General features: G+C 51.0%; 10 protein-coding genes. 1 reads left to right on the top strand and 9 read right to left on the bottom strand.

Translation table 11 applies throughout. The features are described from left to right. Positions 1 to 25 precede the first annotated feature (25 nt). The 5 genes from ACTQ1O_RS07530 to ACTQ1O_RS07510 all read right to left on the bottom strand — a co-directional run bounded on the left by ACTQ1O_RS07530 (position 26) and on the right by ACTQ1O_RS07510 (position 6,154). Entirely contained in the window at positions 26 to 988 is a 963-nt protein-coding gene (locus ACTQ1O_RS07530; protein ID WP_441476536.1) for an exonuclease domain-containing protein, read from the bottom strand. Between the two features lie 456 nt (positions 989 to 1,444). Further along, the gene (locus ACTQ1O_RS07525; protein ID WP_441486748.1) at positions 1,445 to 2,314 is read right to left on the bottom strand and encodes a carbohydrate ABC transporter permease; all 870 of its coding nucleotides are present in this window, start codon (positions 2,312 to 2,314) and stop codon (positions 1,445 to 1,447) included. Between the two features lie 16 nt (positions 2,315 to 2,330). Continuing rightward, entirely contained in the window at positions 2,331 to 3,242 is a 912-nt protein-coding gene (locus tag ACTQ1O_RS07520; protein WP_441486747.1) for a carbohydrate ABC transporter permease, read from the bottom strand. 135 nt (positions 3,243 to 3,377) lie between these two features. Then, positions 3,378 to 4,862, bottom strand: coding sequence for a carbohydrate ABC transporter substrate-binding protein (locus ACTQ1O_RS07515; RefSeq protein ID WP_441486746.1), 1,485 nt, complete (start codon positions 4,860 to 4,862; stop codon positions 3,378 to 3,380). 266 nt (positions 4,863 to 5,128) lie between these two features. Next, positions 5,129 to 6,154, bottom strand: coding sequence for a LacI family DNA-binding transcriptional regulator (locus tag ACTQ1O_RS07510; RefSeq protein ID WP_441486745.1), 1,026 nt, complete (start codon positions 6,152 to 6,154; stop codon positions 5,129 to 5,131). Between the two features lie 450 nt (positions 6,155 to 6,604). Between ACTQ1O_RS07510 and ACTQ1O_RS07505 the strand changes: the two genes are divergently transcribed. After that, a complete protein-coding gene (locus ACTQ1O_RS07505; RefSeq protein WP_441486744.1) occupies positions 6,605 to 9,040 on the top strand; it encodes a GH36-type glycosyl hydrolase domain-containing protein in 2,436 nt (811 codons plus the stop codon). A 235-nt stretch (positions 9,041 to 9,275) separates the two neighbouring features. Here ACTQ1O_RS07505 and ACTQ1O_RS07500 read toward each other — a convergent pair whose 3' ends face one another. From ACTQ1O_RS07500 to ACTQ1O_RS07485, 4 genes are all read right to left on the bottom strand, one after another. Beyond that, complete coding sequence (locus ACTQ1O_RS07500; protein ID WP_441486743.1) at positions 9,276 to 10,640, bottom strand: NCS2 family permease; 1,365 nt, start codon at positions 10,638 to 10,640, stop codon at positions 9,276 to 9,278. A 188-nt stretch (positions 10,641 to 10,828) separates the two neighbouring features. Further along, positions 10,829 to 11,359 carry a hypothetical protein gene (locus tag ACTQ1O_RS07495; RefSeq protein WP_441486742.1) on the bottom strand — a complete coding sequence of 177 codons (531 nt, stop codon included), beginning with the start codon at positions 11,357 to 11,359 and terminating at the stop codon, positions 10,829 to 10,831. Between the two features lie 139 nt (positions 11,360 to 11,498). Then, positions 11,499 to 13,007 carry an ATP-binding protein gene (locus ACTQ1O_RS07490; RefSeq protein ID WP_441486741.1) on the bottom strand — a complete coding sequence of 503 codons (1,509 nt, stop codon included), beginning with the start codon at positions 13,005 to 13,007 and terminating at the stop codon, positions 11,499 to 11,501. A gap of 152 nt (positions 13,008 to 13,159) precedes the next feature. Further along, the gene (locus ACTQ1O_RS07485) at positions 13,160 to 14,779 is read right to left on the bottom strand and encodes a vWA domain-containing protein (protein WP_441486740.1); all 1,620 of its coding nucleotides are present in this window, start codon (positions 14,777 to 14,779) and stop codon (positions 13,160 to 13,162) included. Positions 14,780 to 14,792 lie beyond the last annotated feature (13 nt).

The following is a 14,792-nucleotide window of genomic DNA, read 5'->3' as shown; positions in this document are numbered from 1 at the left end:
TTATAAAAAGACGGCTGAAGCATTGTCAAGCCATTCCACTGGTTTCATGCCTTTTTTTGCGCCTTCTCGCGCGAAGTCCGTCCCGCTTGCTGCGGATCACATCCGCCTCAGCCTCACTGCTGATCTTGATGGTCTTCACCACGTAGACCCTTCCCTCATCGGTATGCTTCATCCGGATCTTTCCCTTCAGATAACCGTGCTCCGGACACCAGGCCACGCTGTAGTAGTTCCGCGAATTCACGGAAAACCAGCGCATCTTCTTCCGGGACTTCCTTCCGCATCTGCAGCAGTAGGTACTGCAGACCTCCGGATCCTTCATCGCTTCCTCCTTGGTTTTGAACTCCCTGGAGATGTATTTGCTGTACCCGTTATAAATCGTGTGAATTTCCTCGGTTTTCTTCTTCGGGTTCTGATATACGTCGATGGAGTCGTAGGCAAGCACAACATCCATATCGATCTTCTGAAAAATCAGCGCGGTATACCTGGCATCAGCCAGCGCCCGATGGAATTCCTCGTCCTTTCCGAGCTTCAGGTAATCAATCCCGTATTCCAGTGCTCTGCGGCTCTTCATGTCCTCGAACTGGACCGCGAACAGTTTCTGAACATCATAGTAATGAAGCGGTCCCTTCAGCAGTTCAAGCACCTGATAATATTTCATATTTCGCTGAAGCTCCGTCAGATCAACGGTGCCCCAGGTGCAGAAAATCGATTCCGGACCGGCCCAGGCCAGGAACTGCCGGACCGCATCCGGAAAATAATCGCCGTTCTTCAGTTCTTCTCTGCCGATATGCACAATCTCCCGCGTGCGGTAATTCAAAGATTTGTAGACAACCGGCCGTATCACACGCTGAAACGTATCGACAATCTCCCGGTTCTCATCCAGCTTTACGGCCCCGATCTCAATAATCTCAAACGGAAGACGCTTCACCTCCCGGCTTTTGCCGTAGGGGCTCTGGTTCCACTCAAGATCAAAGACAATATAATTCATTGTTTCATGTCCTTTTTGCATAGATAGTTTTATCATAGCACAACCCTTTGTTGCCGCGCAATGCATACCCGCACTACTTTCTAAAGCTCCACCCGCCCAGTTACTTTCGCCCCATCTATGTACGGCAAGAACTTAAGCGGTGCGTATACAGAAAACCGTCATGCCCGCAAGCGGCAATCATACTGACGACGAATTTCGCTGTGTCGCGGTGCATATACAGAAAAACTTTCCCGGGCACAACGAGATAAAACACGCTGCGCGAGTTTTATCTCGCTATCGCGACGCTCGCCGCACACGAATACTTCGCATTCGGCTGCGGCTCACTGTTCGCGTAAACAAAGAGGCTGCTCAAGCGTACCCGCTTTCACAGCCTCTTTCTGAATCAGTATTCAATTTCCGGATATATACCGGATCAGCCTTTCACGCCTCCGTCCGTAACTCCTGTTATATACCGGATCAGCCTTTCACACCTCCGGCCGTAACTCCTCCGACGATATACTTCGAGAGGAAGAGATATACGAAGATGACCGGGAAGATGGAGAAGGTGATAGCCGCATATACCTGTCCCATATCAAACTTCAGCCAATCTGCGGAACGAAGCTCCGCAATCAGCACGGGAAGGGTCTTCATGCTTTCCTTGTGCAGAATCAGCGCGGGAGTGAAGTAATTGTTCCAGCTGTTGACAAAGGTGAAGATCGCCTGCACCGCGATTGCCGGTTTCATAAGCGGCATGACAATGGTGTTGAAGATCCGGAATTCACCGGCTCCGTCGATCCTCGCGGCCTCCAGAAGAGAGCCTGGAAGATTCGAGTCCATGTACTGCTTCATATAGAAGAATACTATCGGCGACGCGACAGCCGGAACCACAAGCGGAAGATAGTGATCCATCAGATTCATCTTGCTGACCAGCTGTACAAAACCAAGCGCGGACACCTGCGTCGGTATCATCATGATTGCAAGGATAAAGGTATAAATGGCCTTCTTGCCCTTGAAATCATACGCGTGAATCGCATATGCGGTCATCGTGCTGAAATACGTGCTGCACAGGGCGCTGAGGCCGGCAATGATCAGCGAATTGAGCATGCCCCGCACGAAGGGAAGCGATCCGTGCAGCATATTGTACAGATTCTCAATTAAATGTGAACTCGGTATCGGCGTGAACCCTTTGCCCAGCTCACCGTTTGATCTGGTGGTATTGATGAACAGAATGTAGAACCAGATCAGACACAGGAAGGTCAGAAGGATGAGTATTATATAGGAAAAAATTCTTCTTCCCCTGACAGTTCCCTTCGCTGTTTTTTCTTCGTTATTTTGTACTGCAGCCATCTCCTGTCCCCTCCTTTCAGTCCTGCTTGTCCGCTGTTGTCTTGAACACAACCATACTCAGTAAACCGGTAATGATCAGCAGAATCACCGACAGGGCACCGGCCATTCCGTAGTTCTTGCTGTACAGATGCTTATTCAGATACATGATAAGCGTCATCGAAGAACGCATCGGATCTCCGCTTCCGTTCGTCAGGATCTGTGGAACATCGAACATCTGCAGGCCGCCGATCAGGGATGTGATCATGACATACACAAAAATCGGTTTCAGAATCGGCATCGTAATGCGGAAGAAAATCTGTCTCGCATTGGCGCCGTCTACCTCGGCCGCCTCAAACAGCGACGAGTCGATGCCCAGCATACCTGCCATCAGGAGGATCGTCGTGTTGCCGAACCACATCAGGAAGTTCATAAACGCGACCATACCCCGGACGCTTCCGATATGAGACATGAACTTATAAGGCTTCACAATCAGGTGCAGAGACATCAGAATCGAATTGACAGGCCCGCTGTCCGCAAAAAGGGTGAAAAACAGCATGGCAAACGCCGATGCCATAATCAGGTTCGGGAGATAAATCACAGTCTTGAAAAATCTCTGCGCTTTCAAGTGCAGGGACGGATCGGTGAACCAGGCTGCAAGCGCCAGTGAGACTACGATCTGGGGCACAAATCCAAGCACCCACATGATCATGGTGTTCGCGAAATACTTCGGCAGATCACCGCTCGTAAACAGCTTTGCGTAATTTGCAAGTCCGATGAAATTCGGTCCGATCTGCTTCAGACCCGATCTGTAATTTTCAAAAAAACTGTTGTAAATGGTAGAAACCAGCGGAATCATCTGAAAGATTACAAACACTGCCATAAAGGGTATCAGAAAAATATATCCGTACCGGTTATGCCTTTTGATCCTGCTTTTCTTATGTTTTTCCATACCCTGACCTCCCGACTCAAATGGCTCCGATTTATATCTGCGTATAAAAACGGGGATCCGTCAGAGCAGATCCCCGACCGGGACGACGGATCCTTAAGCTTTCACGGATCCATCGCTCCTTTCCTTTTCCTTCCGTCAGTCTACGCTGACATCCGGATATTTCTCCTGAATTGCGCTCTTGAACTGCGCCAGTGCATCGTCATAGGAAGCATTTCCATCGAAGTAGTTCTTCATAGCGGTCTGGAATTCCTCGTTGCATCCCTGATCGTAAATGGAGATGTTGCTCATATCTACCTTCTCAGCACCTGCTGACAGCATCGCGTACGGATTCTGTCCGCCGAGGATCGGGTTTCCGAAGGACTCGTCGCTTGCGAGAGCATCCAGAACGGTCTTGTTGTTTACACAGTCAGAATCATCAACAGCGATTTCCTTCATGATATCATCGTTTGTCGTCATGTTCAGGATGATGTCCTTTACAAGCGTCGGGTTGTCCGTTCCATTTGCCGCGCAGATCCATGTGCCGCCCCAGTAGAAGCCCTGCGGTCCTGTTACCAGACCCCAGCCGCCGTCCTTGCCGACGGATCCGTCCTCATCGCTGTGCATCGAGAAGTTGATCAGCCATGCCGGTCCGAAGTAGCAGAATACCGGAGTATCCTTGAAGAATCCCTTTGACCAGTCGTCAGACCACAGCTCATAGGAGTTCTCCTCGCCTGCGTCTACAAGAGCCTTGGAATCATCTGCCCATGCCTTGATGTTGTCATCAACCACAACCTTGCCGTCCTGAACCCACGGTCCGGAAACGTTGTTGGAATATACACGATAGGTATCCATAGCGGAGCACATCTGATAGCCCGCATCCTTTACCTTCTTGGCGGTCTCATTGAATTTGTCCCAGCTGGAAACCGCATCCTGAACCGCGTCCAGATCGTCTGTTCCGAGAACCTTCTTCGCGATATCACGGTTGAAGATCAGTCCTGCGGAGCATGCCTGCCATGAAGAACCGCGGATATCTCCGTTCGCGTCCGTCACGACATCCTTTGTATACTGATACTGCTTGGAGAGATCGTCATCGGTAATGCCAAGGTCTGAGAGCTTCATCGCAACATCCGCGTCAGCGTCAATATACTTCAGCGCGTAATCCGCTTCTACCAGGAAGATATCAACCTTCTTGTCCGCTGATGCATCCGCGTTCTGCGGAAGTACGGTATCCAGATTGTTCTGGTATGCATTGTCATCGGAAGGAGTAACGGTAAATTTCACGGTAACGTCGCCGATCTTGCCGCCCTTCGTGGCATCATTCGGATCAGCAGCCTCAAATCCCGGATAGTGAGCCGCAAGACGATTTGCGAACTCATCATTCCAGCACTGGATATTCAGAACGGTTCCCTCTCCGGAAGCATCTGCAGACGAAGACGTCGCCTCAGCCGCCGAGCTTGAGGATGCAGCCGTGGTCTCTTCCGCCGCACCGGAAGAAGCAGATGTACTTGCACTGCTTGCGGACGATCCGGACGAGGATGCCGCGGATGATGAAGCCGTGGAGCTGCTGCCGCACGCTGCCATCGGCACTACCAGTGCCGCCACCATTGCAAGACTGAGTAATGTTCTCATACGTTTCTTCATGTTTTTTCCTCCCTTACATTAAATAGCTCTGCTGTCATAATTTGGATTTTGATACAGAGTTCTTTTTAGATATACAAAACGACAGGTTACCTCTATGTATTAATTACATCTGGGTGCAATATTATTGCCTGTATATCTGATCCGTGCTTTCGCGGCGGGACTTTCTGCAATTCAACCGCCCGTCTGACACATTCACAGTGCTTACACGGAAGTCCCATGGAAGACGATCCCGTTTACTTCCCGGTTACCCCGATCCGGCACACCGCTTACACGGCAGTCTGCGGATCTCCGGAAATATCTCTGACCGTCTGTCCTTCCAGCAACTTTCCCTCAACGAGCAGCTCCTCTGCGATGCAGCTCTTCTTGTGCTCGATGGACTCAACCAGCTTTCTCCCGGAGACTTCTCCGATCTTTGCCGCGTCCTGATACCACGTGGTAAGCTTCGGGCGAATCACCTGCGACAGATTGATGCCATCGTATCCGACCACGCTCAGGTCTCCCGGAATGGAAATCCCCATTCGTTCACACTGATTGCTTCCGCCGATATACGAGAAATCATCCGGGTACATGATCGCGGTTGGCGGGTCTTTCAGCTCCATAAGCCGGCGCGTCGCCTCCCCCGATACCCTTGTGTCGTGATACCTGCCCTCGATGACATAGTCCTCAGGCACATCGATTCCGAGTTCACCGCACGCCTTGTAGAATCCGCTCAGCCGTTTCTGTGTAACCGACGTCTGTTCTCCGTGGATAAATGCGATCTTCCGGTGTCCCTTATCATAGAGGTAATGCACCAGCCGGTACGCACCGTTCACATTGTCACTCATCACACAGCTGTGATTATTAAACGTATAGTCTATCGTTACCGTGGGAAACTCACTGTCAATCAGTTCCCGCACCGCGGGGCTTGTGAAGTCCACACTGGCGATCAGCACCCCGTCACACTTGCGGTATCTGCAGTGTTCCGTGAAGGATCTCCCGCCGATCGTCTGGCTGATAAACGTAATGTCATACCCGAGAGCTTCTACCGTATTCTTCGCGCTGTTCAGAATCTGCGAAAAATATTCATGGGTCAGACCACTCATGGTCTCGTCCTCAAATACGACTCCGATATTATGCGAGATATTGGTCTTCAGCTGTCTCGCGGCTGCGTTCGGCATGTAATGCATCTCCCGGGCTGCCCTCAGGATCCGCTCCGTCGTCTCTTTTCCTACGTCTCCGTAGCCGTTCAACGCCTTGCTGACCGTCGCCGGAGAAACTTCGCACAGTTTTGATAAGTCTTTAATCGTCACCATGATGACCTGATCTCTCCTTTGGTCCGTCTCGCTTAATCGTTTTCGTTGACCTCATTCTAAATCGTTTTCGGTTATTCGTCAATTATTGTCATTTCACAATTATATTCCGATATTTTTGTTTAGTTTACATATACTTTGTCTTTGAAAACGTTTTCGCTATTTACTTTCAAATAATTGAAGCTTATAATGAGCTAAAACTAGTTACGAAAACGTATTCGTACAGATTCTTCGAAAATCCAGTCTGGACGGCTGTAACGACACGCGCAAGAGATCTGACAGATGATGAATCTTCACGATTACAATGCCGCCTGTTGCGGCAGGCGCAAGAGACCTGACAGATGATGAATCCTGACGATTACAAAGCCGGCTGTCACGCCGCGCACGCAAGAGACCCGTCTTATATTATGTATGCATATACAGAACCACCTGAATCTGAAAGGAGGATATCAGATGAAATTCGGACACTTTGACGACGCGAACAAAGAGTACGTAATCAGCACTCCCCGTACTCCCCTTCCCTGGATCAATTATCTGGGTTCGCAGGATTTTTTCAGCCTGATTTCAAATACGGCTGGAGGATATTCCTTCTATAAAGACGCGAAGCTCCTGCGTCTCACCAGATATCGCTACAATAACTGTCCTCTCGATAACGGCGGACGTTATTACTATATTAAAGACGGGGATACCATCTGGAATCCCGGCTGGCAGCCGACACAGACCGAACTCGACAGCTATTCCTGCCGCCACGGTCTGGGATACACCATTATCACCGGCAGCAAAAATCAGATCGAGGCTACGCTTCAGGCATTTGTACCGATTCATGACAACTGTGAGATCAACCGCATCATTCTGACAAACAACTCCTCTTCCCAGCGGCATCTGGATCTGTTCAGCTTCGTAGAGTTCTGTCTCTGGAACGCACAGGACGACGCTTCAAACTTCCAGCGCAATTTTTCCACCGGTGAGGTAGAGGTACTCGGGAATACGATCTACCACAAAACCGAGTATCGCGAGCGCCGGAACCACTATGCCGTCTATTCGGTGAACCGCGATATCGCCGGATTCGATACCAGCAGAGAAGCTTTCATCGGACTCTACAACGGCTTCGCCAATCCCGAGGCAGTGCTTGCAGGAGAAAGCAGGAACAGCATTGCACACGGCTGGCAACCGGTTGGAAGCCACCATCTCAAGGTCGATCTCGCGCCAGGTGCCTCGGAAAGCTTTATTTTCGTTCTGGGATACTGTGAGAATCCGAAGGATCAGAAGTTCGAGGCCCCGAATGTCATCAACAAGAAGCCGGCAAATGAGCTTCTTGCAAAATATCAGACCGATGAACAGGTTGATCAGGCTTTTCAGGAACTGAAGGATTACTGGAACCGGCTGTTATCCACCTATACCGTGCACACCGATGATGAAAAGCTGAACCGCCTTGTGAACATCTGGAACCAGTATCAGTGCATGGTGACCTTCAATATGAGCCGCAGCGCCAGCTATTTCGAAAGCGGTCTCGGGAGGGGAATGGGATTCCGGGATTCCTGTCAGGATCTTCTGGGATTCGTCCATCTGATCCCCGAAAGAGCGCGTGAACGGATCATCGATATCGCGAATACCCAGTTCGAGGATGGCAGCACGTACCATCAGTACCAGCCTCTGACCAAAAAAGGAAACGCGGACATCGGCGGGGGCTTTAACGACGACCCTCTGTGGCTGATTGCCGCGGTCTGTGCATACATCCGAGAAACCGGCGATTTCTCAATTCTGGACGAAAAATGCGCCTTTGACTGCGATTTTTCCAGGGCCGTTCCGCTGATGGAGCACCTGAGAAGAAGCTTCCGCTTCACCTCAACACACCGGGGGCCCCACAGTCTTCCGCTGATCGGCCGCGCTGACTGGAATGACTGTCTGAATCTGAATTGTTTCTCAGAGGAACCCGGCGAAAGCTTTCAGACCTTCGGTCCGAGCGAGGGACCGGTGGCAGAGTCTGTTTTTATCGCGGGAATGTATGTCAAATACGGAACGGAATATGCAGAACTGTGTGATCAGACCGGTCTTGATGAAGAAGCTGCGGAAGTCCGCAGGAATGTGAGGGAAATGGAGACCGCCATCGAAGATGCCGGATGGGACGGCAGCTGGTTTATCCGTGCCTATGACGCATATGGCAAGCCTGTCGGGAGCCATACCTGTGAAGAGGGCCAGATCTATATCGAGCCTCAGGGCATGTGCGTAATGGCAGGTGTCGGAGTAGAGGACGGAAAGGCCGAAACCGCACTCAAAAGTGTTGAGCAGAAGCTCGAGACAAAATACGGCATCGTCCTGCTGCAGCCGGCTTACACAAAATATCATGTCGAGCTCGGTGAAATTTCCTCTTATCCTCCGGGGTATAAGGAAAACGCAGGGATCTTCTGTCACAACAATCCGTGGATTGCCTGCGCGGAGACCGTTCTCGGCCACGGCAACCGCGCCTTCGAGGTGTTCCGCAAGACCTGCCCGATCTATCTCGAAGAGATCAGCGAGATTCACCGCACAGAACCCTATGTGTACTGTCAGATGGTCGCCGGCATTGACGCGCCAACCTTCGGAGAGGGCAAAAACAGCTGGCTCACCGGCACCGCCGCGTGGACCTTCACGGCCATGAGTCAGTACATCCTCGGTGTTCAGCCTACCTTCCACGGATTGAAAATTGATCCGTGCATTCCTGACAACATGGAGGGATACACCATTGACCGCACCTTCCGCGGCGTCAGATACCACATCACCGTGGACAACTCCGCTCATGTGCAGAAGGGTGTGAAATCCCTGACGATAGACGGCACTCCGATCGAAGGCAATGTGATTCCTCCTGTCCAGGGTAAAACTGACGTAAATGTCGTCGTGACACTTGGATGAATTGTATAAACCGTTGCAGCGCAGGGGGAAATGCCTGTTCTGGCGGACGGTTTGGTACACAGATGAATTTTATAAGGCTTTTAAGCAGCGAAAGGGCTGTCGCATCAGATGACGCGACAGCCCCTTCGCCGCATTGCAATTCATTTCACTGCCATGCATTGCTGTTAATTATTACCAAGCATATTTAACACCGGATTTAATGCCTGAATTTAATCGATGGATCTGATTGTCTGATTTACGAGAAGTTTGTAACCAGAGATACAATCCTCAGGCAGAACAGAACGAATACCACCCACATTACCGGGCTGACATCCTTTGCCTTCTTCTCGAATACCTTCAGAATAACCCATGACAGGATACCGAACATGATACCTGTCGCGATGGAGTACGCCAGCGGCATCATCAGCATCGCCATGTACGCGGCTGCCGTATCAGCGATATCTCCGTCAAATTCAATCTTCTTCGCTGACGAGATCATCAGCATGCCGACGTACAGAAGAGCCGGTGCTGTAGCAAAGCTCGGAATTGCAAGGAAGATCGGGCTCAGGAACAGGGACAGGATGAACATCACGCCGGTTGTAACCGCGGTCAGACCGGTGCGTCCGCCTGCAGCGACACCTGCACTGGACTCTACGAAGGAAGTAATCGTGGATGTACCAAGGCAGGCACCTGCAACAGTACCAATAGCATCAGACATAAGTACACGGCCTACACGGGGAAGATTTCCGTCCTCATCCAGAAGTCCCGCCTTGTCCGCAACGCCGACAACCGTTCCAACAGTATCAAAGAGATCTACATACAGGAAACTGAACATGATCGCGATGAACTGAATCAGGTGCTGTCCTGCCCATGCGAAATTAAACTTGAACGCCGTGTTCGCGATGCCTCCGAGCTGAAGACCTGCGGAGAAGTTCGGGAATACACTGTAAACGCCCGCGTCAACGTCAACGACATACCAGCCGGCTGCCTGTGCGATCATTCCGAGAACCCAGGTAACGATAATGCCGATCAGTACAGAACCCTTTACATTGTAATGCACCAGGATCAGGATGATGATGAATCCGATCAGCGCCAGGGCGACATCCGGTTTGCTGAAGTCTCCAAGGCCAACCTTTGTGGAATCATTTGCAACGACGATGTTCGCATTCTGAAGACCGATGAACGCTACGAACAGTCCGATACCTGCGGAGATACCGTTCTTCAGGTTTGCCGGGATTCCGTTGATGATCTGCTCACGTACCTTGAACAGGGACATGATGATAAAGATAATGCCCTCAATAAATACAGCAGTCAGACAGATTGTGAATGCATCTGCCTGTCCTCCAAGTTCGCCCAGACATACGGTATAAGCAAAATACGCGTTCAGGCCGAGACCTGCGGAAAGAGCAATCGGGTAATTTGCGAAGAATCCCATGATGAAGGTAGCGATCGCCGAAGCAAGAGCTGTTGCGACGAATACTCCGCTCCGATCCATAACCGTACCCAGAATATTCGGGTTGACGGCAAGGATGTAAGCCATCGTCAGGAAAGTTGTGAGACCAGCGATGATCTCGGTTCTCACGGTTGTGCCGTGCTCTTTGAGTTTGAAAATTTTCTCCATCTCCACTCGCCGGAATAACCGGCTCCTCCTTTTGAAAAAATTTAAATAGTTGATTTATGATTCATCCGAAAGGCAGATTCTGCCTCTGCGGAACAATCATCCTGATTTATTAACCACTCAATCATATTCATCATTTATTCCGCGGCGCGCATCTCAGCAATCCACTGCATATACGCGTGCCTGCCGCATCAGAGTGAAAAATCAAACGCGTCGCTTCCGATCTCCTGATTCTTCCAGTTCATCAGCCAGAGCATCATTTCTCTCTCACCGGCTCTTTCGAGAGTTTTAATGCAGCCCTCAATATTCTCCGCACTGAAAAATCCCTCTTCCGCCAGAAGTTTCAGCACAGGGAGATTCCGGTCAGCCGCGAGATGACGCAGAATTTCCTCCAGCTTTTCATTGATTCTGCCGCGGTACTCCGCCGCCTTCTCCGGGGCGAGATCCTCCGGATACTTCAGACGCATCAGAATCATTTCCACTCTCCTGGAATCCATCCAGGTACGGTCGAGCACCCTGTCATAGACCGAGAAATCATACTCCTTCCCGTTTCTGCCGAACCCGGTGAGCAGATCATTCATCATGTAGGTATTCTCAACCGGAAACACAAGAATCGTGCCGGAATTCTGAAGTTTTATTCTGTCTGTCTCGTTTTCTCCCGCGCTACGTGCATATTTTAACAGAATTGCGTCTTTTTTTAAATACTTATCTATCGATACCATGCGCTATTCCAATCTGCTTCACAACACATTCACTTCCCGGCACCATTCTTTCTCGCATTGCATTCATTTTCCCGGTACCATTCTGCCTTAAATCGCATTTGCTTGCCGGGAGAGTTCCCTTTCCCTGTATCATTCTGCCTTAAATCGCATTCACTTCCCGGGAAAGTTCCTTTTCCCTCTCGGAAAGCATGAACTTTTTATGGTAGCGGAAATATTCCTCATTCCCGTGCGCACTGAGAAAACGGACGCTGTAATCGTTGACCGTGAGCTCTGTCACCAGGAGAAGCATTTCATTCCCGTCGCCGAAGGCGCGGCTGACAAAATCGAATACGTTGGAAATCTCCCTGCTGATCCGGGAGGTCTCCTCCTTCATAGAGCTGACGCGCCCCGAGAAAATTCTTTTTACAATTTCAAATTCTTTGTCGGATCCCGCAGGCTTCTCCAGACGAAAATCCTTCAGACACTCCCCGGCAAAGGCGATGGGGTACTGCCTCCGGAGCCTCTCATCGTCTGTGATCCCGTTTGCCGCCGTCAGCTCCTCCAGCTTCTGCTCTTCTTTCTGCATAGCTTCTGTCAGAAGCTCCGAGACGGACCGCGCATTTTTTTCCTGTATCCCGGCACCGATCTCAGCCAGTCCGGCGTGCAGACCCTTCAGACAGTCTTCCTCCCGCACGTTCTGCCGGATTTCCGGCAGCAGCGCCTCCGTCAGAAGCCCAAGAAGCGTGATCCTCTCATCAAAGGGTGCCTTCCCCGCTCTCGCCACGATCTGGCTCTCCGCGGTCCCGTCCAGAATGCGGCGGACCTGGTAGTCTTCCCGGTACTTCCGGTACAGCTGATAATACGTTGCAAATTCCGCGGCGATTCTCGGATGGTGCAGATACTGTCCGATCAGCATCTCATCAACCGGGAAACTCTGTTCCTCATAGAGAAAAATTGCCTCGGAGAGATCTTCCCAGCCGCGCGCCGTCACGTAATTCTTGCCGTCAATTGTCGTCTCGATCGAATAGAAATCATCCGGATTGATATCCAGATAAGACTGAATCGCCTTGTGAATTCCCTGCTTTTCTGCATAGGTCTTCCATGTGGCATAGTCCGGCTCCGCCTTCAGGACCTTAAGGCGGTCCAGTGTGACGATATCAAACTCATGCACCGAGCGGTTGTACTCCGGTGGATTGCCGGCAGTCACCACGACCCAACCCCGCGGAATCTGATGATTGCCGAAGGTCTTGTACTGTAAAAACTGAAGCATGGAAGGACCGAGCGTTTCCGATACACAGTTGATCTCATCCAGAAACAGGATACCCTCCTTCTTTCCGGATTTCTCCATGTTTTCATACATGGAGGCGATAATCTCACTCATCGTATATTCGGAAACATTGCAGGCCTCGCCCTGATAGCTCTTGCGGGAGATAAACGGCAGACCGAGAGCACTCTGTCTCGTGTGGTGCGTCATGGAATATGAGACGAGGGAGATATCAAGCTCCCTCGCGATCTGTTCCATGATTGCAGTTTTTCCGATTCCCGGCGCGCCGATCAGGAACACCGGTCTCTGCCTCTCCAGAGGAATTCTGTAATTTCCATATTCATCCTTCATCAGATAGATCATGACTGCCTGACGAATCTGTTCCTTTGCCTGCTGTATATTCATTCCTGTCTCTTTCTGTATCTCTGACTCTTTTTGCGTCTCCGTTTGTATTACGTTTTCTTTTTCAGGGCCTGTTCCGCCAGCCTGTCAGCACTTTTGCGATGCGTGCCCGGTGGACGCGGCTTACTGCTCACGCATCTTCAGCTTTGCTTCCGCTAACCAAGGTCTTCCGCGTCCAGAACGAGCCTCATCGCCCACGACGGCACCTTCGGAATCTCAAATCCTTCTCTGACAAAAATAAACGCCGTCTGATACTCTGGTTTCCGCAGCGGAAACGTCCCGTATCCGTCCGTGAAATAAAGGAGTCCCCGGAGATTTCTCAGTTCCCCGGAAGCTCTCATCTGGTCTACCCGTTCAAACACGGGCCGGAAGTCTGTTCCTCCGGACCCGGAAATCTCAATGCTCTTCATGTACCGCTCAAACTCTTCATCGGAGGTTATCTTTCTGTCCTCCTGTATGTCGCTGTCACATTGTATAATATGAAGATTCATCCGTTCTGTAAAGCTTTCTGTTGTTTTCAGCACGGACCATGTCTTGTGGAGAAAGTTACGGATCGTCGATCCCTGGCAGGAGCCAGAGGTATCCAGCGCGATGACAAAATCACGGATCTTCATGGTCTCCCGATATTCAAGCGGCTCGATCAGCGGCATGTTCCGGTACAGCTGCATGCCATAGGTATAATAGATATAGTCAAATTCATCCGGGTTGACGTGAATCTCTTCCGCCGATCTCGCAAACTTCCGGAGAAACGACTCATACTCTCCGCTTTTGCGGTACTGCTCGTGAAAAACCTTTTTCAATCCACCCGGAACTCTTGCCTGGTTCTTCTCGAAGGACTCCATATCCTTCTGCACGCCGCTGCTGATGGTCTGCCACTTCTGTCCGACCGAATCTCCGCCCCGGCGGATGATCATCTCCTTCCAGACATGATCTTCCATCAGCCATGGCTCGTGCAGATCAAAACGAAAGAGCTCACGGAGCTCCTCAACACCATTCTCTCTATGAGCATTGTCCTCTTCCGACACCAGATTTTCTCCCGGAACATTGCCGTCCTTCGAGGCCAGATTCTCTCCCCGAACATTGCCATCCTTCGTGACCTGATTTTCTCCCGGAACATTGCCGTCCTTTTCCGGTACAGATTCTCCAAGGAACAAACGATAAAGGCTCTCGGCGGTCATCTTCTCTGTGTATCTGCGCAGCTGGCGGATCCGGTTTCTGCGCTCCCAGTCTTCCGGGAGCTCCAGATCACGAAGGCCGCACTCCTCCACCGCGTTTTCCGCGGCGATATCGGCAGCCAGGTCCCACAGCCCCGTCTCCAGTCTTGCATACCGGAACGGATGCCGAAAGAGACAGTGGAAAATCATGTGAAGGCAGGTTCGGATCAGTCGGATCCGGTCCTCTCGAAACAACCGGATCACTGATTCCGCATCACAGTAAATGTAGCTGCCGTTGGTTCCGATGCCCGCAGGAAGATCCGCCAAACGGTACCCGCCGGCATCAATACCGAGCAGACTTCCGGCGAGCTTTTCCCCGATGGTCTTCTTTTCATGATCGCCCTTCGGAGCCGAATTCGTCCTGTCTCCCGGTCCATCAGCTTTCTCTGCGGACGGTGTATAAAAGACCACCGGCATCGCCAGGAGCGCCCGGTTCAGATAGGGCATCTCCGTGATCAGTTTGTCCCGCACGAACTGCAGAATCTGCCCGGCAAGCGCCTCCCGCGAATCCGGATACGCGGTTTTATCTCTTTCAGTTTTCTGCGTCTTATCTGTTAACATTCACTTACTCTTC

This window comes from Bilifractor sp. LCP21S3_A7 (genome assembly GCF_052118825.1).
Taxonomy (GTDB): domain Bacteria; phylum Bacillota; class Clostridia; order Lachnospirales; family Lachnospiraceae; genus Bilifractor.
This window is presented reverse-complemented; position numbering and strand designations above follow the sequence as displayed.